Below are 20,943 nucleotides of genomic sequence, written 5' to 3' on the forward strand. Positions count from 1 at the left end.
CGCCTTCCACGCCAGCCTCCAAAAGCCAGCCTTGAATCACAAATCCAAACCGTCGTGAATCCCTAAAATGTCACTACGGCCTAGAGCATCGTGCGGAAAAGCCTGTCCAGCATCTGGCGAAGGGTGGGAACCGGTTTCTGCCTGAAAGGCTGCGGCATCAGAAATCTGGAGCGCGCGACCGGCGTCCGACCCGACGCGGCGCGCTCCAGCCGATTTCGGTCAATGCGCGGCCAGCATCCACAGCGCCATGGCGACCATCATGACATTCTCCGTCAGGGAGACGAAACCGAGCGGCACGTTGCCGCTGCCGCCGACGCAGGCGCATTTGAGTTCGCGCTTTTCGAGATAGACGGCCTTGAAAACCGAAACCGCACCGATCCCGCCGATGAAGAGCGCCACGGGGATCGACAGCCATTCGAGCGCACCCGCCAGCATCAGCACGCCTGCACCGAGTTCAAGGAAGGGATAGACATATCCATAAGGGACAAGACGGCGGGCGAGCAGGTCGTAGTTCAGGAACATGGTCGCAAAGCGGTCCACATCCTGCAATTTCAGCATGGCGAGCAGCATCATGGAGATCGCGATGAAGCGTTCCGCCGTCATGATGCCGATGAGCGGCATCTCCGTCAGCCAGTTGGTCGCCAGGGCAAGCAGGGCCGCGACCGCGAAGACGGCGAGGACCGGCCTGTAGCTTTTCGCCTGCGGATCGGCGACCGTCAGGCCGAAAAGGTGGCGAAGATCGTCATGGCCGCCGATCCTTTGCCCGTCGATGAAGATCTGCGGCGTCGTTCCGACATTGTGCGCCGCCTTGAAGGCGTCGGTTTCTTCGCGGCTGGTAAGCCAGTGATCCTCGACCTCATAACCCTTGCGCTTCAGCAGCCATCTGGCCTTGAGTCCGAAGGGGCAGATGTGGCCAGGCATCACCATGCGGTAAAGGACGGCTTTGCCCGGAATTTGGGTGGAGGCGGCCACTGTTGTCATCGCATCGCTTTCTCTTGAGAGGTTCGCTTCGCACCCCATATGGGGTCCGTACCACGGTCCGGAGTCAAGCATGACGATGACGATTTCCGGTCTGGCGCGCGCGGGCGGCGTCGGCGTCGAGACCATACGCTTCTATCAGCGGCGCGGCCTGCTGGATACGCCCGACCGGCCGGAAGGCGCCGGTCTTGCGGGCGGCGTGCGGCGCTATGGCGAGGAGGATGCACGGCGTCTGAGGTTCATCCGTTCGGCGCAGGCGGCCGGATTCACGCTGGACCAGATCGGGGAGTTGCTGCGGCTGGATGCGGGACAAGACCGCGCGCGGGCGCGTGAACTGGCGGCGGAGCGGCTGGCGGCGCTGGACCTGAAGATCGCGGAACTGGAGACGGCACGGGACAGCCTGCGGCGACTTGCCAGCGCATGCCATGCCTCGCAGGAAGGCCCTTGCCCGATCATCTCCGCCTTTGAGGAGTAGGGGGTTCTCAGAAGCCGGCCATCAGCCCGTCGATCGCGCCCTGCAGGATGTAACTCGCGGCGAGCTTGTCCACCAGTTCACCCCGCCGCGCGCGGCTGGCATCCGCCTCCAGCAGCGTCCGCGTCACCGCCTGCGTCGACCAGCGCTCGTCCCACAGCAGGATCGGCAGGCCGAGGTCGGCGATGTTCCGGGCGAAGGCGCGGCTTGCCTGGCTGCGCGGGGATTCGCTGCCGTCCAGGTTGAGCGGCAGGCCGATCACCACGCCCTTCACCAATTGCTGTTCCATGAACGCCGCCAGCGCGACCTTGTCCTTGGTGAACTTGCCGCGGCTGACGGTATGGGCCGGGCTGGCGATCGACCATCCCGCATCGCACAGCGCAAGGCCGATCGTCTTGGTGCCCACGTCCAGCCCGATCAGGCGGCCGCCATGGGGCAGGGCTTCGCGGAAAACCGCGCGGTCGGCGGTAAGAATGGACATGTCTATTTCTTCAGAAAGGCGGCCAGCCGCTGTTTCGCATCCTCGCGCACATCGGCCCAGAACAGCGCATAGTCATAGACGTGATAATTATTGCCCGGCAAGGTGAAGGGCCCCATGTCCACCGGCTCGCCGATCATCAGCACGCCGCTGGTGTCGCAGCGGGCGGGGACGATGCCGGGAACCAGCCGGGTCGGCTTGTCGGCATCCCGCGCATCCAGCGTGCCGCGATTGGCGCTGGCGGGCGCGGCCCCGTTGAAGGCGCCGGTGATGGGATTGGTGCAGAGCATGTGCGTGCCCTTGTGCGGCCTGCCGGTGAAGCTCGGCTTGCGTTCGAAATTTTCGATCACCGCCGACGGATCGGCTGGTTCGGCATAGCTTTGCCAGCTTACGATGCAATGCGACTGCTGCCGCCGCGCGCAGGCGGGAAGTCCAAGCGCGGGCAGGTCGGCCTCTACCGAAATCGGCCAGCCCACGGCATAGACGGCGGCGATGCGGTCGGCGACCGGCTTGCCGGCGACCTGCTCCCGCAACAGTTTGAGCAGATGGAGCGACCCCTGGCTATGGGCCGCGAGGATCAGCGGACCTTCGGGATTGGCTTTCAGGAATGCGGCAAAGGCTTGCGCAACATCGCGATAGGCTGCGGCGAGGGATTGCTCGCCAGCCGGCTTGTCGGTCAGGAACGCCCCGTAATTGGCCTGGCGGTAACGGGGCGCCCAGACGGAACCCGCCGCGTTGAAGGCGCTCGCCTGATTCTGCACGAAGCGCCGCGCGGTGGCGAGGGATTCCTGGTCATCCAGCCGCATGTTCCAATGCGCGTCGCCCAGCGTGGTGATGTAGGAGGTCGGGTGAATGAAGAAGACCGTCGCCTTTTCCGCCGACGGCGCGTCCTTCACGCCTTCGGGAGTCCAGAGGGCGGGATTGTCCTTCACGATATCGGGCCGGGCGATCCACATCTTCGGATCGTCATAGGCGTTGGCGGGGAGCGGTTCGATTTGCGCGAAGGCTTCCCGAGGGACCATGACCGCACGGATCATCTGCATCCCCCAGATGCGATAGGCCAGCAATGCCGCGATCACCAGCACGATCAGGCCGGTTACGACATAGAGGAACTTGCGGGCCAAGGATTGCTCTCCCTAGTGATGGACTGTTTCTGTCTGGCGTAAGCCGCGAGCGTGCGCAAGGTCTCGGAGGATCGGGACTTGAAGCGGGCGTGGCCGGGTGGTAGCGGCGGGGCCATGTCGATAGACCTTCAGACCGTGAAAAAGATCGCCAGCCTTTCGCGCATTTCGGTGACCGACGCCGAAGCGGAGGCGATGGTGCCCGAACTCAACAACATCCTGGGCTGGGTGGAGCAATTGGGCGAGGTGGACGTGACCGGCGTGGAGCCGATGACCGCTGTCATCCCCAATCATCTGCGCCTGCGCGACGATGTCGTCACCGACGGCAATGTTCGCGACAAGGTGCTGGCCAATGCCCCGCAGGCCGAACATGGCTTCTTCGCGGTTCCCAAAGTTATCGAATGAGTGGGAATCTTTCACCCGTTCGGGCTGAGCTTGTCGAAGCCCAGTCCTTTCTTGAAGAGAAGTGCGGCCCTTCGACAGGCTCAGGGCGAACGGAAATTTGGGTATGACCAACCTTACTGATCTGACGGTCGCGGAAATCCGCGACGGCTTCCGCGCGGGCGACTTTTCGGCGCGTGAAGTGGCGGCGGCGTTCAATGCCAATGTCGCCGCCGCCAAGGCGCTGAACGCCTTCATCGTGGAAACGCCGGAAAAGGCGCTGGAAGCCGCCGACGCCGCCGACAGGGCGAGGGCTGCGGGCGAGGCGTTGAAGCCGCTTTCGGGCGTGCCGATCGGCATGAAGGACCTGTTCTGCACCGAAGGCGTGCAGACGACCGCCGCGAGCCACATGCTCGAAGGCTTCAAGCCCACCTATGAATCCACAGTTTCGCAGAAGCTGTGGGAAGCGGGCGCGGGCATGCTCGGCAAGCTCAACCTCGACCAGTTCGCCATGGGGTCTTCGAACGAGACCAGCTATTACGGCAATGTGATCTCGCCCTGGCGGCGGGGCGGCGGCGACAATGCCGCGCTGGCGCCCGGCGGTTCCTCGGGCGGTTCTTCGGCGGCGATTTCGGCGCGGCTCTGCCCGGCGGCGACCGGCACCGATACGGGCGGCTCGATCCGCCAGCCTGCTGCCTTCACCGGCATTTCCGGCATCAAGCCGACTTATGGCCGCTGCTCCCGCTGGGGCATCGTCGCCTTCGCTTCTTCGTTGGATCAGGCCGGGCCGATGGCGCGGACGGTGCGCGACAATGCCATCCTGCTGGAAAGCATGGCGGGCTTCGATCCCAAGGATTCGACGTCGCTCGATCTGGCCGTGCCGCAGTGGGAAGCCAATCTATCGAGCGATCTCAAGGGCAAGAAGGTCGGCATTCCCAAGGAGTATCGCCCCGATGGCTTGAACGCTGAAATTGCGGCGCTGTGGGATCGCGGCATCGAATGGCTGAAGGATGCGGGCGCCGAGGTTGTCGAAGTGTCGCTGCCGCATACGAAATATGCGCTGCCGACCTATTATATCATCGCGCCGGCCGAGGCGTCCTCGAACCTCGCCCGCTATGACGGCGTGCGCTACGGCCAGCGCGACCTGCCCGATGGGGCGGGCCTGCAGGACATGTATGCCGCGACCCGCGCCGCCGGTTTCGGGCCGGAGGTCAAGCGCCGCATCATGATCGGCACCTATGTGCTGTCGGCTGGCTTCTACGACGCCTATTATACGCAGGCGCAGAAGGTCCGGGCGCTGATCGCCCGCGATTTCGACCAGGCCTTCGAGAAATGCGACCTGCTGCTGACGCCGACCGCGCCGAGCGCCTCCTTCGCGCTGGGGGAGAAGCAGGCCGATCCGCTGGCCATGTATCTGAACGACGTCTTCACTGTGCCTGCGTCGCTGGCTGGCCTGCCCGCGATGGCGGTGCCGGGCGGGCTGGACGCGCAAGGTCTGCCGCTGGGGCTTCAGATCATCGGCAAGGCGCTGGACGAGCAGACCGTGCTGAACGCGGGCCTCGCGATCGAGGAGCGCGCGGGCTTTGCGGCGCGGCCGGACAAGTGGTGGTAAGATGGTATATACCTGGGATCAGGTCATTGCGTGGTTAGGTCTTGTTCTGCCGCTGACAGCTATAGCTTGGTCAGCCACGCAGCACGTAAGGAATGAGCATCGAAAGCAAGAATATGAGCAGTTCGAAAAATTCCTCGCTTTAACGACAAGGTTAGGTGAACCCAACAAGTATGGATTCGAAACTGGCGCGATCATCAACGAACTGAGAAAGTTTCCTGATCGGAAAGAGTACATCAAGCGGATGTTCCAGCACTTCCCAGTGAGCGGACCGGATGCAAACTTTCTGAGCGCGGAAATACACGACACGCTTGGGCACTTGGAACGATAATATGACTGAATCTACCTATCGCATTCAGGGCGCAACCGGCGAGTGGGAGGTCGTGATCGGCCTGGAAGTCCATGCGCAGGTGACGAGCCAGGCGAAGCTCTTTTCCGGCGCGGCCACCGCTTTCGGCGCGGAGCCGAACACGCAGGTGAGCCTGGTCGACGCGGCCATGCCCGGCATGCTGCCCGTGCCCAACCGCGAGTGCATCCGCCAGGCGGTGCGCACCGGCATGGCGATCAAGGCGCAAATCAACAAATGGTCGCGTTTCGACCGGAAGAACTATTTCTACGCGGACCTGCCGCAGGGCTACCAGATCAGCCAGCTCTACCACCCGCTGGTGGGCGAGGGCGCGATCGAGATCAGCCTGGACGAGAAGAACCCCGATGCGCAGGTCAAGACGATCGGCATCGAGCGCATCCATGTCGAGCAGGACGCGGGCAAGCTGATGCACGACCAGCATCCGACGCGGTCCTATGTCGACCTGAACCGTTCGGGCGTGGCGCTGATGGAAATCGTGTCGAAGCCGGACATGCGCTCGCCTGCCGAGGCTGGCGCCTATCTGTCGAAGCTGCGGACGATCCTGCGCTATGTGGGGTCCTGCGACGGCAATATGGATCAGGGCTCGATGCGCGCGGACGTCAACGTCTCGGTCCGCAAGCCGGGCGAACCCTTCGGCACTCGCACCGAAACGAAGAATGTCAATTCCGTCCGCTTCGTCATGGCCGTGGTGGAACATGAGGCCAGCCGTCAGGTGGACGTGCTGGAGGCCGGCGGCAAGGTGGTGCAGGAAACCCGGCTCTACGACCCGGACAAGAATGAAACGCGCTCCATGCGGTCGAAGGAAGACGCGCATGACTATCGCTATTTCCCCGATCCCGACCTGCTGCCGCTGGAACTGGACGATGCCTTCCTGGAGGAATGCCGCCAGTCGCTGCCTGAATTGCCTGACGCCAAGCGCCAGCGCTACGAGCAGGCGCTGGGTCTTTCCGCCTATAATGCCGCGACGCTGACCGCTGACGCCGACACGGCGCGCTGGTTCGAGGCGCTGCTGGCCGAAGGCGCGCGCATCCAGAAGAAGAGCGAGGGCGAGGTCGCAAAGGCGTCCGCCAACTGGCTGCTGTCGGAGCTTTACGGCGCGCTCAACCGCCTGGGCAAGACGCTGGAGGAAAGCCCCGTCAGCCCGGAAGAGGGCGCGGAACTGCTGGCCCTCATTGCCGACGGCACGATCAGCGGCACCATCGCCAAGCAGGTGTTCGAGATCATGCTCGAAACCGGCGACAGCGCGCCCAGGATCGTTGAGGAAAAGGGGCTGAAGCAGACCAGCGACACCGGCGCCATCGAGGCCGCGGTCGCCAAGGTGCTGGCCGACAATGCGGACAAGGTCGAACAGTATAAGGCGGGCAAGGAGGCGCTGTTCGGCTTCTTCGTCGGTCAGACGATGAAGGCCATGCAGGGCAAGGCCAATCCGCAGGTGGTGAATGAGTTGATCAGGAAGGCGCTGGCCTGATTGGTCCATTATGAACGATGTCTGTTCCGGCAGGCATCGTTCGATCTGTACCTAAGATGTTCTCTTTGCTAAGCCCTTGAGCAACAGCCGCCATGAGTCGGGGGACTTGGCTGTGTGCAGGGGGAACATCATGCGATTTGCGTTCGGCCACGCCATTTTGTGCCTTTTGCTCGGCTGCCTGTCGCCGGCCGTCATGGCGCAGGAAAAGTCCGCCGTGCGGCAGGGCTTCCTGCTCGATCCGAATTCGACCAAAATCCTGTTGTTCAGGCCCAGGGTTACCGTTGGGAGCCAGTCGACCGCGGGCATGTTCGAACCCAATGCCGACTGGACGCAACAGGCGCGGGACAATCTGGATCTGGCCCTGGCGGAAGCGCAGCAGCGTCTGGGCAATGAGATTGTCGGTTCGGCCGATCCTGTGGGACAGCAGGCCGAAAGCTTGGCCGAATATCAGTCGCTCTTCGGCATCGTCGCGCAATCGGTGATCGAATTTCAGTTCTTTCCCGGCAATCGATTGCCAACGAAGAAGCGCGAAGGCGCGGCGTTCGACTGGACGCTGGGGCCCGGCGTATCCGCGCTCGCTGCCCGCTCGGGCGCGCGCTATGGGCTGTTCATCTTTACGGAAGACCAGTTCGGATCGACCGGGCGGAAGATTTTCCAGCTGTTCGCGGCCATGGGCGGCGTCGGCATCACCTCCGGCCAGCATAAGGGCTTTGCAGGTCTGGTGGACCTTGCCAGCGGGGACCTGCTCTGGCTCAATGCGGACCTGCAGATGGGCGGCGATGTCCGGACCATGGAGGGCGCCCGCCGCCGCGTAACGCAGTTGCTGGAGGATTTCCCCGGCAGCACCCCCAGCCTTGCTGCTGCCGCCCAATGACGGGCGCGTTGCTGCGGGCAATGGCGCTGCTGGCCTTGACTCTGCCGGTGGCGGCGGTGGCGGCCCGCGGGCCCGCCGATCTTCCGCCCTACAGCCAGGCCTATCAGCCGCAAGGGACGGACGAGCGTGGCCTGTGGATGCTGGCCGATGAGGATGAGCGGGAACTGCGCGACTCCAAATTCCTCATCGACGACCCGGCCCTGCAGGCCTATGTGGCTGGCGTCCTGTGCCGGGCTGTGGGTCAGGACCGATGTCGGGGCGTGCGCATCTATCTGGTCCGGGTCGCATCCTTCAACGCCAATATGGCCCCCAACGGCACGATGCAGGTCTGGAGCGGGCTCCTGCTGCGGGTTCGAAGCGAGGCGGAACTGGCGGCGGTACTCGGCCATGAGTTCGCTCATTTCGAACTGCGACACAGCCTTTCAGGCTTCCGGAGGCAACGTTCAGCGACCGACATCGCCGCCTGGGCGGCCTTTCTGGGTCAATATGGCGCGACCGTGCAGCAGGCGGCGGTCGGCTCATTCTTCCAGTTCAGCCGCGATCAGGAAAAACAGGCCGACCTGCTCTCGCTCAAATATGCGATCCAGTCCCCCTATTCGGCGCAGGCGGCGGCGCATGTCTGGCAGCGGCTCATGGATGAGGCGGATGCGACCGCGCTGGGGCGCAAACAGCGCAGCCAACGCTATGATCGTGTCGCCTTCTTCTCCACCCATCCGACCAATCTCGATCGCGCGACCTATCTCGCGGCCCTGTCCGCCGATGTCGCGGCCAAGCCGGAGGGCGCGGAAAGCTATTCGGCGGCGCTTGCCAAATGGCTGCCGGATTTTCTGTCCGACCAGATGAAGCTCAACGATTTCGGCGGTACGGAATATCTGTTGTCGTCGCTGGCGGGGGAGCATTGGACCGCGCCCCTGCTGTTCGCGCGGGCCGAACTGTACCGCCAGCGCGGCAATCCGCGCGATCTGGCGGCGGCGGCCGATTTCTACCGATCGGCGCTCGCGGCCGACCCCGGCCTGGCGGAGGGCTGGCGCGGATTGGGTCTGTGCCTGATGCGTAACCGTCAGCGGACCGAAGGCGCGGATGCGCTCAAGAATTACATCCGGCTGCGTCCCCAGGCGGCCGATATTCCCATGCTCCAGACGATGACCGGCGAATAGGATTTCTCATGGCGAAACGAATTTCATCTTTTCTGGCCGTGATCTGCACGGTTCTGGCGGCGCAGCCGCTGATGGCCGGCAATGCCCTGATGCCGGCGGGGACGCCCGTTGCCGTGGCCAAATCGACCTTGACCGTCACGCCGGACCGGGAGTGGAACCGCCTGTCCGCCCGTCGCGGCCGCAATTCGGAGACATGGACGCTGGACGGTGACGATCTGAACGGCGTCAATTTCTACAGTATCGAAACCGGGCGGACCTTGTTTCGGGAGGTGAGCAGGAAGACCAGGCCGTTGCCGCGCTTTTCCTCGACCATGTTGCTGACCGATATTCCTGCGCTGCTGGAAAATAGTTATCGCATCGCGCTTGGGACGACGCTCTTTTCGATGACCGCCATCGAGCCTGCGACATTTCTGGGCGAAAAGGGCGTGCGCTTTTCCTACAGTTTCCGAAAGCAGATGGAGGATGTGTCGCGCAGCGGCGAAGCGGTGGGCGCCATCGTCAAGGGCAGGCTGTACCTGGTGACGTTCGATGCGCCGGCCATTCTCTATTTCGATCGGGACGTTCCAGCCTTTCGGCAGATATGGTCCTCGGCCCGCCTCGAAACCCCTCCCGCTCTTGCGCGGCGCTGACGGGGGGATAGCGAAAAGGGGCGCTGCCGGGGGAAGGCAGCGCCCCTTCCTTTACAGCCATGACACCGTTGGGAACCGGCTCATGTCATGGCGGATCGGCGGGCCGGGAGGGTCTGTGGGGTGTGGCCCGCCAATTCACTGCTAGGACGTCACAGGATGAAGTTAACCGTCGCCCGGAGGGAGAGGGCGACATGATTTTGTTGTTCCTCCGCCCCGAATTCGCCGCCGACGCGGAAAGTTTCGGTGCCGCCGATCAGCCGGGCGCGGCCGGTCCACCCGCTGGTGCGCTTGTCCGAGATCAGGGTGAAGTCCTCGCCACCGGCGAAATGGGCGGTGGTGTCGCCCAGTGATCCGCCGATGATCTGGCGCCGTCCTCCCTCCAGCTCGAACCGCATCCAGCCATCCTCCCGATTGAGGCTGCCGAAGTCGTAACCGACCGTGACATTGCCGCTGGCGGTCAATTCGTCGCTGGTGCGGCCGTCGACGATCAGGTCAAAGGCAGCGCCGCCGCCCGTCTCGCCATAGCCGTCTTCCTTCAGGCGGTAATAATCGATGCTGGCCGCCGGACGCAGGGTGAAGCGGTTGAAGCGCATCTCATAGGAGCCGCCCGCCGTTGCGGAGTAAAGCTTGCCCGACCAGTCGCCATCCGCCGTGCGCACGACGTCCCCGGATTCGAAATGGCGGCTGCCCCGGAAATCCACATGGGCCGCCGACAAGCGGGCATAGGTCTGGAGCGGGCCGAAATCGCCCCGCCAGTGCGCCGCCAGTTCGAACTGGTCGGAATCCACCGCATTGTCGGTGCTGCCCGAAGAGTCGCTGCCATGGATATAGGCGAAGGATGCGCCCAGGGCGCCGATCCCCGTCAGATATTCCGCGCCGAAGCTCGCCCCCCAGCCGTTGATGTCGTAGGATGCGGTGTCGCCCACGCTCTTGGAACTGCCGAACGCCACCTGTTGCAGCCAGAAGCCCAGACGCCCGTCAGCCGTGCGGTAGATGCCGCCCGGATCGCCAAGGATGCGGGCGGTCGCGCGCGAACCGGCGGTCACCGCCTCGAACGTGCCGCCGGCATGGTCGGGCAGCATCTGTTGCAGATTGGCCTTCAGCGTGTCGCCGTCGGTGATGGCAAGATAGCTGCCCGCAACGGCGCTGTCCTTGTCCAGCGCGTTGAAGATCGCGTCATAGGCCCGCGCCTGCGATCCCGTCAGGCCGAGTTCGGATACGGTCTTGGCCGCGATCGACAGCGTCACTTCCCCCGTCGCGGCGTTGCTGGCGATGGCGCCCTTGAACATATAGGGGATCAGCGTCGTGCTGGAGAGGGCGGGCGTGCCGCTCAACGATCCGGCGCGGACGATGACATAATCGCCCTCCGAACCGGCCACGCTGGTCAGGGTCGCCTTGACCTGCGATCCGCTGGCGAAGCTTGCGGCCCCCGCGACATTGTAGAGCGTGTTGGTGCCGTTGGCCGTGTCGACCGTCACGCCGATGACGGAGGACCCGCCGACTGACAGCGAGGCGAGCGCGACCGTGCCCTTGTTGCCGGCGTTGAGGGTGCCGCCATTCATCACGACGGCGGTATTGCCGGCATTGCTGATCGCGCCGTTGAGCGTGGCGGTGCCGGAAAGGGTCAGCGTCGAGGCGCCGCCGCCGAAATCCACGCCGCCATTGATCTGCGCGCTTTCCGCCAGGCCAAGGCTGGAACCGTTCCCGCCCAGCGCCACATTACCCGTCAGGGTGGAGGAGCCGGACAGCGCCAGGCGGTTGCTGCCGCCGCCCAGGTCGACATTGCCCGCGATGCTGCCGGCGGAGATCGTCACGACGTCATTGCCCGATCCCAGCCGCACGTCGCCCGTGATCTTCGGCACGCTTGCCGTGGCGGAGGCAAGCGACTGGGTCAGGGCGACGCCGCTGCCGTTGGCGGTCATATCGATGGCGACGTTCGATCCGCTCTTGCCTCCAGTCGCAGAGATGGTGCCGGTGTTGGACAGGGACGACACCGTGCCGGAAGAATCGAGGATGGCGATGGCAGCGCCATCCTTGCTGCTGAGCGCCGTGGCGGAAATGGCGCCGCTGTTCACGATGGCGCGGCCCGTCGCGCCTGCGTCGATCACCAGCGCGCGGGCCGACGTGCCGGCGACGCTGGAGCCGGTCGCGCTCACCGCCCCGCCGATCTGGAGGGTGTCGGCCGTGGCGCCGCTGCCCAGGCGAATGGCCGTCGCATTGCTGTCATAGGATATGGCGCCGACCGATCCCGACACCAGCAGGCCCTTGGTCAGGGTGACATTGCCGCCGAGCCCGCCAATGGCGAGGCCGCTGGCGCTGACGCCGTCATAGACGCCATATCCGGCAATCGATCCCTTGACGATCAGGCCGTAGCCCGAACTGTCCGCAGCCACCGGACCGATGGTCGTGGCCGCCGTGGCCGAACCGATCCGCACGGCAGCGGCGGAGCCATAGGTGATGATCGCGGCGGACCCTTCGCTGGCGTCGGTCAGCCCGTCATTGTCGACATCCGGCTTGGTGCTGTCCAGCGTCGGTGGAATGTCGAAGATGACGCCGCCCGTGACATTGCCGGCGATCGTCACGGCCGATCCGCCCTGGAGCAGATCGTCCGCATCCAGCTTGGAAGCGTCGCTCGGACGCGAAGTATAACGATAACCGGTGCTGGTGATCGTGCCCTGGATCTTGACCGCTCCGGTCACGTCCCCTTGCAGGGCAAGGCCGGTGCTGTTGGCGCCCGTGACGGTTGTCGTTCCGCGGATGGTGACATTGCCGGTGACCGCATTGGCCAGCACGCCATAGCCATTGTCGCCCACCACGCTGGTGGAGCCGCTGGTCGACAGATTGCCGGTCAGCGGCGCGTCGATGCGGATGCCGGCGGACTGATTGCCTTGGATGGTGATGGTGCCGCTGCTGTCGATATTGCCCATATGCGCCGCGCCCGGCTGGACCCAGATGCCGTTGCGGTTCGAACCCTTGGCGAAGGGGCCGTCTAGGTCGCCGTCCTTGTCGTCGTCGGTGGGGGTATAGTCCTCGTCCAGCGTGATCGTGCCGCTATGGGTGATGTTGCCGCTGGTGCCCGCCGCCGCGCGAATGCCGGTCGCGCCGTCCGCGCCGGAAATCTTGAGCGTGCCGGCATTGCTGACCTTGTTGTTGCTGTCCTGGGTGATGGCGGTGCCGCCGGTCAGCGTGATCGATCCTGCGGAACTGACCGTGACGTCATCCGCGCCGCCATTGGCGATGGTGGAGGTGCGGACGGCGGTGGTGGTGGAAGAACCGATGGTGGTTTCCGCCGCCGCATCGGCCACCGTCAGGGCGGCCAGAACGGGAGCGATGGCCGTGCAGGCCAGTAGATTGCGCATGATGTCTCCTCTGCGTGCCGCGCCTCTTTCCGATGAGCGCGCATGCGGCGAAGACGGCGCGGGAACGCCTGTCCCGTCAGTTAAAAATAATGCGATGCAGGATCAGAAGGCGAAATCCAGGCCGAGCCGGACAGTGCGCGGACGCAGCGGCGTCACATAATCCCCGCTAAGGTCGAAGGGCGTGCCCAGCGAGAAGCGGTTGCCGCTGCTGTCGAGCAGGTTGGTGAGGGAAAGCGACCATTGCACCGTCCCATGGGTCAGCGCCGCGCTGAGCGCCGTGTCCACATAGTCGCCCTGTTCCCGGCCCAATATCGGCCCCACGCCCAGGCGCGACTTGCCGACATAGCGGGCCGATCCGCTGAGTTGGAGCCGCATGTCCCCTCCCACCGGCGCGCGATAGTCGAAGCCGACGCGGCCGCCCCAATTGGCGACATTGGGCAGGCTCAAAGACTGCCCCTCATAGGAGAGCAGGCGCAGGAATTGCGCCGGGCGGCTGAGGCGGCTGTCATTGTAGATGATGCTGCCGTCCAGCGTCAGCCCCGACGCGGGGCGCACGGCGACGCGCCCCTCCACCGTATAGATGCGCCCGTCCCCGATATTGGCGGTGGTGGGAATGCCGATCCGGTCGGTGACGTCGGCCTGGATGTCCCGCCATCTGGTATAGGCGACATTGCCCGTGACCGCGACCGGATCGATGCCCGGAATGCCCCTGCGGAAGCCCAGTTCCACCGTGGAGGCGCGGTCGTTGCGGAACCGCTGGATATGCTGGTCGTCGACAGCCAGCCCGCCGGGACGGAAACCCTGCTGGAACCGGGCATAGACGGTCGTCCCGGGCAAGGCGTCGGTCAGCAGGGAGAAGGAGGGGAGGAAGATCGTCTCGCTCCGGTTCGCCTGCGCCTCCGCGCGTGCGATGGCGGCAAGGGACAAGAGGGCGATGGGGTCCAGCACCTCGCCGGTCAGGCGGCTGTTGGTCAGTCGGCCGCCCACCGTGGCGATCAGGCCGCGCATGGGTTCGAACGACGCTTCGCCGAAGAGCGTCGCCTCGCGGATGCGGTTGTGCACGCCGGTCGAGGTCGCGGCCATGCCCCGCCCGTACATCGGCACGCCGGGAATGACCTGCGGCTGCATCAGGGCCGTTCCATAGGAGGTCAGCGAACGCTGAATATCCGACGTGCTTTCCAGATAGGATGCGCCCAATATCCAGCCCAGGCCATTGTCCAGGTCGCGGACGATGCGGTTTTCGGTCGAGAAGATGTCGACCTTGTTCCTTTGCCGGAACAGGGCGGCGGGCGCGTCCGCCCCGGCCATCTCATAAGGCGTCGCATCATAGCTTTCCGTCAATATGTTGCGCACGAAGCCGGTGGAGGAGACGAAGCGCAGATCGTCCCATTGCCGCTCCACCCGCAGATTGGCGAGCGCATAGTCGGACGAATAGGGCTGGGCGACGGCGGAGGCGCGCTTGAGGTCGCCTATCGCCTTCGCGGCATATTGCGCATCGTCGCCCTCGATCCGCTGGAAGACCCCGGTGAGGTCGATGGTCCAGTTCTCGTCCGGCGCGAAACGGAGCGCGGCGCGGCCGCCATAGGTGCGGATGCGGTTGACGTCATGCCTGTCGCGCAGGACATCGTCGATATAGCCGCCGTCCTGCACGCCATAGCCGACGATGCGCAGCGCGATCTTCTCCGTCACGACCGGCAGGTTGATCGTCGCGGCCAGGTCGCCGCCCGGATCGCCATGCTGCGTCGCGCTGAGCCCGGCGGAGACCTGCCCGCCGGCGCGCACCAGGTTGGGCGCATTGGGGATCATGCGCACGATGCCGCCCAGCGATCCCGCGCCATATAGCGTGCCTTGCGGCCCTTCCAGCACCTCCACGCCCTGCATGTCGTAGAGCCGGAGGTCCGGGTCCGGCGCGGCGTAGTTGAGGCGCATGTCGCCCAGATATTGTCCCGTCGTCGCCTGGGTCGGTCCGGCAACGCCGGAGTCCGCGATGGCGCGGATGAACAGCTTGTTGCGGCCCGTGCCCGCATGGGTGGAGCTGAGGCTCGCCACGCGGAAGATCAGGCTGGCGGTGCCTCCGGCCGCCTCCCCGGCGGTGAAGGCGTCGTCGCCCACCGCATCGACCATCCCGGCATAGCGGGGAAGCGGGGTGTCGCGCTTGGATGCGGTGACGATGATCTCGGCCGGTTCGGGCGTGGCTTGCGGAGCGGGTTGGGCGATGCGGGCGCGGGGCTGCTCACGCAACACCGCCGGCGTCCGGACGATCCGCCAGGTGGTCGCGTCGATACGCCGGATGCTGGCGCCGCTGCCCTTGACCAGCCGCTTGAGCGCCGCTTCCACCGACAGGCGTCCCTCCACGGCGGGAGTGGCCACGCCCGCCAGCGACTGGTCCGACATGCCGATGCTGGCCCCGGTCTGCCGGCCGAGCGCTATCACCGCCTCGCCCAGCCGTCCGGGGGCGATGCTGATCTGCTGTCTTTCCGCCGCTTGCCCAGGCGAAGCGGCCATCATGGCGAGGGCGGCGACGAACAGGACGTCAGCGTGGCGGGCCATCCCCCTCCCTCAACAGCCAGCCGTCGCCCTGCCTGACGGCGCTGAGGCCCATCAGCGGCGCTGCCTGGCCAAAGAAGCGCGCCGGGTCGCGGTGCAGGCGGATCGTCCCGGTGAAGCGCATCGTCCCCGCGCCGGGGGTGGCGGTGAGCCGGACGCCCAGTGAGCGGGCGATGTCGGCGCTGATCTGCGTCACCGGGGCGTTCGCATAGGTGAGGCGGCCCTGACGCCAGCTTGCGACGGCGTCGGTGGCGACGTCCATGACGCGCAGGCCGTTCTCATCCTCCATCAGCGCGCGGCCGGCGGGCAGGGCGATGGCTTCCGCCTTCGGATTGTAGATGACCTCGCCCTCCGACACGCCGATGCGGGTCGCATTGCCGGCGCGGACGATATTGAAGACGGTGCCCGCATCCTCGAACAGCGCGTCGCCCACTGTGACGCGGAAGGGATTGGCGGCGTCATGCTGGACGGTGAAGGCGGCCTCGCCGCTGTCGAGCGCCGCGAAGCGCGCGTCATGCCGGTCGAAGCGCATGGTCGTGCCGCCGTTCAGTTCGACGCGGGTGCCCTCGTCCAGCGCGATGGTGCGGGTTTCGCCGGGTCGGGTCGTGACGGTGTAGATGTCGCTGCGGTTCCACATGCCGACCGATATGGCCGCCACCAGCGCCGCCGCCACCGCCCCGCCACCGATCAGCGATCGGGACCAGCGCCAGCCGCGCTCGCCCGCATCATTGGCCGGAGCCGCCATGGTCACCGGCTCCGCCGGAACGATCTCTGCCAGATCGGCATCCGCCGCCATCAATGCATCATAGGCGGGCGCATGCACGGGATCGGCCTCCAGCCATGCGGTGAAGGCCTCCCAATCGGCAAATTCGGGATCGCGCGTGCGGATGACCCATCCGAGCGCCTCCTCGTTCATCATGGCTTCAGCCCTGTTCATGTCAGCCCCTCATCTGAGCCAGACGCCGCCGCCTTCCTCATTCCGTATCCATTTTCTGCTTGAGGGCGATCATGGCGCGATAGGCCTTTTGCAGATCCTTCTCCACGGTGGTGAGGCTGACGCCCAGTTCCTCCGCGATCAGCCTTTGCCCGACGCCCTCCAGGCGGAAGCGGCGGAACACCAGCTCGACACGCGGCCCCAGGGATTGCAGCACGGCGCGCGCCTCCTCCAGCCGTTCGTTCAGGATCAGCCGTTCGTCCACGGCGATGTCCTCCGACGGGTCGGCCATCACGCCGCCCGCGCCCTCCGCCCAATCCTGCTCGCGCCGTTCGCGGCGGGTGGCGGAACGATAGCGGTCCAGCATCAGGTTGTTCGCCATGCGGTAGAGATAGGGCAGGGGATCGGCGATCGGCCCCAGATCCTTCTCCTCCAGCTTCATCCACATGTCCTGCAACAGATCCTCGGACTCGTCGCCCGCGCCGCGCGCGCGCAGGAACCGCAGCAGGGCGGGCCGGTTGTTCAGGAAGATGGCGGATAGGCCGGTAGCCATGAAGAGCTTGCGTCCAGTGGGATCAGGCGGTTGCCATAATGGGCCGATGAAGGCGTTGCAACGGGCAAGCGGCCCATGGGATATTGCCATTTACCTCCGGCCATGCCTGATCGGGAGCATTTCCGGATTGACCGTTTGAGGTCGGCGGCTCGGAAAATGCGGCATCGAAAGACAAGAGCATTTTCCCTCATGGTGAAATTGCTCTAGGGGCAGCGGGCAGGCCGGCAGGAGGATCGATGCAGCTTATCGGGCAGGTGGATGTGGAGGCGGCGCGGGCATCCGGCATGGATGCCGGGAAATTGCAGGCGCAGGCCGCCTTCGTTCATGAACGCTATGTCGTCCCGGGCAAGCTGCCCCATATGCAATGGCTCCTGTCGCGTGACGAACGACCCATCGTCTCGGTCCGCAGCGGTGCCGCACGCGCGACCGGCGAGCCGCTTGGGGATAACGCCCTTTACCGCATCGCCTCCATGACCAAGCCGGTGACCTCGGTCGCCTTCATGATGCTGGTGGAGCAGGGGCTGGTGGCGCTGGACGATCCGGTGACGAAGATATTGCCGGAATTCGCCGATCTCGCCGTCGGGGCCGATGGGGAGGGTCGGATGCGCCGCCCGATGCTGATGATCGACCTGCTGCGGCACACATCCGGCCTCACTTATGGTTTGCAGCGGCAGACGGCCATCGACGCGCGCTACCGTGAACTCGGCCTCGACGAGTTCCAGCAGAAACGCAGTTCCGACGAATTCATCGCCGCGCTGGCCGCGCTGCCGCTGGAGTTCTCGCCGGGTGAGCGGTGGAATTATTCGGTGTCCACCGATGTGCTGGGCGTCGTGGTGGAGCGGCTGAGCGGCCTCGACCTGGAGCGATTTTTCCGCGAGCGCATCTTCGATCCGCTGGGCATGCCGGACACATTCTTCGAACTGCCGGAGGATCGCGCCGGGCGGATGACGGACGCCTGGCAATGGGCGCAGGACGGCACGCTGTCGCTCTACGACCGGGGCGAACGCAGCGGGTGGCGCCGGCCGCTCAAGCTGCGTTCGGGGGGCGGGGGCCTCATCTCCTGCACGGCGGATTATCATCGCTTCGCCCGCATGTTGCTGCGCGGCGGCGAACTGGACGGCGTGCGGCTGCTGAAGCCGGAAACGGTCGCGGCGATGCATGCCAATCATCTGCCGGGCGGGGGCGATCTCGCCAGCCTGTCCTCCTCCATGTTCAGCGAGGCGGATTATGCGGGCGTGGGCTTCGGCCTCGGCTTCGCGACCGATCTCCGGACGCAGGAATATTATTGGGGCGGCGTGTTCTCGACATTCTTCTTCATCGATCCGGTGGAGCGGCTGATCGGCATTTTCATGACCCAGCATTTTCCCTCAAGCATCCATCCGGTCCGTCGCGAGTTGAGGCAGGGTGTTCGCCATGCCATCATCGAAAGCCGCGCCGATTAATTGCTGCGCTGCAAAATTTGCTGTTGGCGAGCCTCGGGACTGCGTGCCATCATCGCGCTCGGACTCGAAGGCGAAAAGGGGCACGTTTATGAACCTGAAAGGCCAACCCACCCTCCCGAAGCCCGCTCCCCGGCAGGTCGATCCGGAGGTCCTTGCCCATGAGATCGTAGAGCGGCTGACCTACCGGATCGGCAAGAACGCCACCGCCGCAAAGCCGCACGACTGGCTGCATGCGGTGATCCTCGCCATTCGCGACCGGGTGATCGATGCATGGATCGCCTCGACGGAGAAAACCTATGAGGAGCAGGGACGGCGGGTCTATTATCTGAGCCTGGAGTTCCTGATCGGGCGGTTGATGCGCGACGCGGCGTCCAACATGGAGATGCTGGACGACATGCAGGCAGCATTGAGTTCGCTGGGCGTCGACATCGACATCATAGCCGCGCTGGAGCCGGATGCCGCGCTGGGCAATGGCGGCCTGGGGCGGCTGGCGGCCTGCTTCATGGAGAGCATGGCGACGGTGGACGTGCCCGCCTATGGCTATGGCATACGCTATGTGAACGGCATGTTCCGGCAGGAGATTTCGGACGGCTGGCAGGTGGAATTGCCCGAAACCTGGCTGACCCACGGCAATCCCTGGGAATTCGAACGGCGCGAGGCGAGCTACGAGATCGGCTTTGGCGGCCGGGTCGACCCGTCGGAAAACGAGGACGCCAGCCCGCACCAGATGCGCTGGCGGCCGGCCGAGCGCGTCATCGCCACGCCTTATGACACCCCCATTGCGGGTTGGCGCGGGAAGCGCGTCAATACGCTGCGCCTGTGGGAAGCGCAGCCGATCGACCCGATCCTGCTCGACCGCTTCAATGCGGGCGACCATCTGGGCGCGCTGACGGAAAGCAATCGGGCGGAGGCGCTCACGCGCGTCCTCTACCCGGCCGACAGTTCACCCGCGGGGCAGGAATTGCGGCTGCGGCAGGAATATTTCTTCTCCTCCGCGTCGCTGCAGGACATCGTCCGGCGGCATATCCAATATTTCGGCGACATCCGCACTCTGCCGGAAAAGGCCGCGATCCAGCTCAACGACACTCATCCGGCCGTCGCCGTGGCGGAGTTGATGCGGATACTCCTCGACAATCACGGCGTCGATTTTGACGAGGCGTGGGACATCACCCGCCGGACGTTCAGCTACACCAATCACACGCTGCTGCCCGAAGCGCTGGAAAGCTGGCCCGTGCCGCTGTTCGAACGGCTGCTGCCCCGGCATATGCAGATCGTCTATGCGGTGAACAGCCGCCTGCTGGGGGAGGCGCGGCGATCCGGCCAGTTCGACGACCGGGCCATCGGCACCATCTCCCTGATCGACGAGGGGGGAGAGCGGCGGGTGCGCATGGGCAATCTGGCCTTTGCCGGATCGCACAGCGTCAATGGCGTGTCGGCGCTGCACACCGAATTGATGAAGGAAACGGTGTTCGCCGACTTCCACCGGCTCTACCCGGCGCGGATCAACAACAAGACCAATGGCGTCACCTTCCGCCGCTGGCTGATGCAGTGCAATCACGGGCTGTTCGAACTGGTCAGGGAAGCGATCGGGGACCGCTTCATGGACGATCCCGAAGCGCTGCGGGAACTGGATCGCTTCGCCGACGACAGCGCGTTCCAGCAAAAATTCCTGGCCGTCAAACGCGCCAACAAGGTCGCTCTGGCCGATCTGCTGCGCCAGCGGGTCAACGCCCGGATCGATCCTTCGGCCCTGTTCGACATCCAGATCAAGCGCATCCACGAATATAAGCGGCAGTTGCTCAACATCATCGAGGCGGTGTCGCTCTACGACCAGATACGCTCGCATCCGGAAAAGGATTGGGTGCCCCGCGTCAAGCTGTTCGGCGGCAAGGCGGCGCCCAGCTATCATAATGCCAAGCTGATCATCAAGCTGGCGGGCGACGTGGCGCGGGCGGTCAATCACGACCCGGCGGTGCAGGGCCTGCTGAAGGTGCAGTTCGTGCCCAATTACAATGTGTCGCTGGCGGAAATGATGATCCCGGCCGCCGACCTGTCCGAACAGATTTCGACCGCCGGCATGGAAGCGTCGGGCACCGGCAACATGAAGTTCGCGGTCAACGGCGCGCTCACCATCGGCACGCTCGACGGCGCCAATGTGGAGATGCGCGACCATGTGGGGGAGGAGAATATCGTGATCTTCGGCCTCACCGCCGCCCAGGTGAACGAACGGCGCGCCCATGGCTACGACCCGCGCGAGGTGATCGGCCACAGCCGCGAGCTGGGCCAGGCGCTGGATGCGATCGCGAGCGGCGTCTTTTCCCCCGACGATCCGGGACGGTACAGGGATCTGGTGCAGGGCATCTACGATCATGACTGGTTCATGGTCGCGGCCGATTTCGACAGCTATTCAGCCGCGCAGCGCAGGGTTGACGGGATATGGCAGGACCAGACGCTGTGGGCGCGCAAGGCGATCCACAATGTCGCGCGCATGGGCTGGTTCTCGTCCGACCGCACGATCAGGGAATATGCGACGGACATCTGGAAGGTGCCGGTTTGACGCGAGGCCGGAACTAG

The 20,943-nt window shown here is 65.1% G+C and carries 17 protein-coding genes; 10 read left to right on the forward strand and 7 right to left on the reverse strand.

Annotation, left to right across the window (positions count from 1 at the left end; all coding sequences use genetic code 11):
• Positions 1-219: 219 nt before the first annotated feature.
• Positions 220-981 carry a MauE/DoxX family redox-associated membrane protein gene (locus K7W03_RS10410; RefSeq protein WP_226870036.1) on the reverse strand — a complete coding sequence of 254 codons (762 nt, stop codon included), beginning with the start codon at positions 979-981 and terminating at the stop codon, positions 220-222.
• Positions 982-1,051: 70 nt separating this feature from the next.
• Here K7W03_RS10410 and K7W03_RS10415 point away from each other — a divergent pair, with 70 nt between their 5' ends.
• A complete protein-coding gene (locus K7W03_RS10415; protein ID WP_044662039.1) occupies positions 1,052-1,453 on the forward strand; it encodes a MerR family transcriptional regulator in 402 nt (133 codons plus the stop codon).
• 7 nt (positions 1,454-1,460) lie between these two features.
• Here the strand turns inward: K7W03_RS10415 and ruvX are convergent, their stop codons facing one another.
• Together ruvX and K7W03_RS10425 are read right to left on the reverse strand one after the other, a co-directional pair.
• Complete coding sequence (ruvX, locus tag K7W03_RS10420; protein ID WP_044662040.1) at positions 1,461-1,931, reverse strand: Holliday junction resolvase RuvX; 471 nt, start codon at positions 1,929-1,931, stop codon at positions 1,461-1,463.
• A 2-nt stretch (positions 1,932-1,933) separates the two neighbouring features.
• The gene (locus K7W03_RS10425) at positions 1,934-3,052 is read right to left on the reverse strand and encodes a DUF3089 domain-containing protein (protein WP_025548065.1); all 1,119 of its coding nucleotides are present in this window, start codon (positions 3,050-3,052) and stop codon (positions 1,934-1,936) included.
• A gap of 114 nt (positions 3,053-3,166) precedes the next feature.
• On the opposite strand from K7W03_RS10425, the gene gatC reads away from it, so the two are divergent.
• From gatC to K7W03_RS10460, 7 genes are all read left to right on the forward strand, one after another.
• Positions 3,167-3,454, forward strand: a complete 288-nt coding sequence (gene gatC, locus K7W03_RS10430; RefSeq protein ID WP_025548067.1) for an Asp-tRNA(Asn)/Glu-tRNA(Gln) amidotransferase subunit GatC — start codon at positions 3,167-3,169, stop codon at positions 3,452-3,454.
• 103 nt (positions 3,455-3,557) lie between these two features.
• Positions 3,558-5,042: an Asp-tRNA(Asn)/Glu-tRNA(Gln) amidotransferase subunit GatA gene (gene gatA / locus K7W03_RS10435; protein ID WP_222886256.1), complete on the forward strand. Its 1,485-nt coding sequence runs from the start codon at positions 3,558-3,560 to the stop codon at positions 5,040-5,042.
• 1 nt (position 5,043) lies between these two features.
• On the forward strand, positions 5,044-5,370 hold the full coding sequence (locus K7W03_RS10440; RefSeq protein WP_222886257.1) for a hypothetical protein: 327 nt from the start codon (positions 5,044-5,046) through the stop codon (positions 5,368-5,370).
• A gap of 1 nt (position 5,371) precedes the next feature.
• Positions 5,372-6,874, forward strand: a complete 1,503-nt coding sequence (gatB, locus tag K7W03_RS10445; RefSeq protein ID WP_222886258.1) for an Asp-tRNA(Asn)/Glu-tRNA(Gln) amidotransferase subunit GatB — start codon at positions 5,372-5,374, stop codon at positions 6,872-6,874.
• Between the two features lie 130 nt (positions 6,875-7,004).
• Positions 7,005-7,748, forward strand: a complete 744-nt coding sequence (locus tag K7W03_RS10450; RefSeq protein WP_025548071.1) for a hypothetical protein — start codon at positions 7,005-7,007, stop codon at positions 7,746-7,748.
• Positions 7,745-8,905 carry a M48 family metallopeptidase gene (locus K7W03_RS10455; protein ID WP_208759588.1) on the forward strand — a complete coding sequence of 387 codons (1,161 nt, stop codon included), beginning with the start codon at positions 7,745-7,747 and terminating at the stop codon, positions 8,903-8,905. The genes K7W03_RS10450 and K7W03_RS10455 overlap by 4 nt, the downstream gene beginning before the upstream one ends.
• Positions 8,906-8,913: 8 nt before the next feature.
• Entirely contained in the window at positions 8,914-9,534 is a 621-nt protein-coding gene (locus tag K7W03_RS10460) for a hypothetical protein (protein WP_222886259.1), read from the forward strand.
• 149 nt (positions 9,535-9,683) lie between these two features.
• Here K7W03_RS10460 and K7W03_RS10465 read toward each other — a convergent pair whose 3' ends face one another.
• The 4 genes from K7W03_RS10465 to K7W03_RS10480 all read right to left on the reverse strand — a co-directional run bounded on the left by K7W03_RS10465 (position 9,684) and on the right by K7W03_RS10480 (position 16,927).
• Entirely contained in the window at positions 9,684-12,893 is a 3,210-nt protein-coding gene (locus tag K7W03_RS10465) for an autotransporter domain-containing protein (RefSeq protein WP_222886260.1), read from the reverse strand.
• Positions 12,894-12,995: 102 nt separating this feature from the next.
• On the reverse strand, positions 12,996-15,443 hold the full coding sequence (locus tag K7W03_RS10470; protein ID WP_222886261.1) for a TonB-dependent receptor domain-containing protein: 2,448 nt from the start codon (positions 15,441-15,443) through the stop codon (positions 12,996-12,998).
• Positions 15,427-16,359: a FecR family protein gene (locus K7W03_RS10475; protein ID WP_222886288.1), complete on the reverse strand. Its 933-nt coding sequence runs from the start codon at positions 16,357-16,359 to the stop codon at positions 15,427-15,429. Before K7W03_RS10475 ends, K7W03_RS10470 begins: the two co-directional genes overlap by 17 nt.
• A 55-nt stretch (positions 16,360-16,414) precedes the next feature.
• Positions 16,415-16,927, reverse strand: coding sequence for an RNA polymerase sigma factor (locus tag K7W03_RS10480; protein WP_044662047.1), 513 nt, complete (start codon positions 16,925-16,927; stop codon positions 16,415-16,417).
• A gap of 236 nt (positions 16,928-17,163) precedes the next feature.
• On the opposite strand from K7W03_RS10480, the gene K7W03_RS10485 reads away from it, so the two are divergent.
• Together K7W03_RS10485 and K7W03_RS10490 are read left to right on the forward strand one after the other, a co-directional pair.
• On the forward strand, positions 17,164-18,369 hold the full coding sequence (locus K7W03_RS10485; protein WP_222886262.1) for a serine hydrolase domain-containing protein: 1,206 nt from the start codon (positions 17,164-17,166) through the stop codon (positions 18,367-18,369).
• A gap of 88 nt (positions 18,370-18,457) precedes the next feature.
• Positions 18,458-20,926 carry a glycogen/starch/alpha-glucan phosphorylase gene (locus tag K7W03_RS10490; RefSeq protein WP_222886263.1) on the forward strand — a complete coding sequence of 823 codons (2,469 nt, stop codon included), beginning with the start codon at positions 18,458-18,460 and terminating at the stop codon, positions 20,924-20,926.
• Positions 20,927-20,943: the final 17 nt, after the last annotated feature.

The organism is Sphingobium sp. PNB (assembly GCF_019873065.1).
GTDB lineage: Bacteria > Pseudomonadota > Alphaproteobacteria > Sphingomonadales > Sphingomonadaceae > Sphingobium > Sphingobium fuliginis.

Bases quoted from the DNA above. Each gene is read 5' to 3' on its own strand.
- K7W03_RS10490 (WP_222886263.1), top strand. From the start codon at position 18,458: ATGAACCTGAAAGGCCAACCCACCCTCCCGAAGCCCGCTCCCCGGCAG.
- K7W03_RS10470 (WP_222886261.1), bottom strand. From the start codon at position 15,443: ATGGCCCGCCACGCTGACGTCCTGTTCGTCGCCGCCCTCGCCATGATG.
- K7W03_RS10440 (WP_222886257.1), top strand. From the start codon at position 5,044: ATGGTATATACCTGGGATCAGGTCATTGCGTGGTTAGGTCTTGTTCTG.
- gatB (WP_222886258.1), top strand. From the start codon at position 5,372: ATGACTGAATCTACCTATCGCATTCAGGGCGCAACCGGCGAGTGGGAG.
- K7W03_RS10460 (WP_222886259.1), top strand. From the start codon at position 8,914: ATGGCGAAACGAATTTCATCTTTTCTGGCCGTGATCTGCACGGTTCTG.
- K7W03_RS10465 (WP_222886260.1), bottom strand. From the start codon at position 12,893: ATGCGCAATCTACTGGCCTGCACGGCCATCGCTCCCGTTCTGGCCGCC.
- K7W03_RS10415 (WP_044662039.1), top strand. From the start codon at position 1,052: ATGACGATGACGATTTCCGGTCTGGCGCGCGCGGGCGGCGTCGGCGTC.
- K7W03_RS10455 (WP_208759588.1), top strand. From the start codon at position 7,745: ATGACGGGCGCGTTGCTGCGGGCAATGGCGCTGCTGGCCTTGACTCTG.
- ruvX (WP_044662040.1), bottom strand. From the start codon at position 1,931: ATGTCCATTCTTACCGCCGACCGCGCGGTTTTCCGCGAAGCCCTGCCC.
- K7W03_RS10450 (WP_025548071.1), top strand. From the start codon at position 7,005: ATGCGATTTGCGTTCGGCCACGCCATTTTGTGCCTTTTGCTCGGCTGC.
- gatA (WP_222886256.1), top strand. From the start codon at position 3,558: ATGACCAACCTTACTGATCTGACGGTCGCGGAAATCCGCGACGGCTTC.
- gatC (WP_025548067.1), top strand. From the start codon at position 3,167: ATGTCGATAGACCTTCAGACCGTGAAAAAGATCGCCAGCCTTTCGCGC.
- K7W03_RS10410 (WP_226870036.1), bottom strand. From the start codon at position 981: ATGACAACAGTGGCCGCCTCCACCCAAATTCCGGGCAAAGCCGTCCTT.
- K7W03_RS10480 (WP_044662047.1), bottom strand. From the start codon at position 16,927: ATGGCTACCGGCCTATCCGCCATCTTCCTGAACAACCGGCCCGCCCTG.
- K7W03_RS10475 (WP_222886288.1), bottom strand. From the start codon at position 16,359: ATGATGAACGAGGAGGCGCTCGGATGGGTCATCCGCACGCGCGATCCC.
- K7W03_RS10485 (WP_222886262.1), top strand. From the start codon at position 17,164: ATGCAGCTTATCGGGCAGGTGGATGTGGAGGCGGCGCGGGCATCCGGC.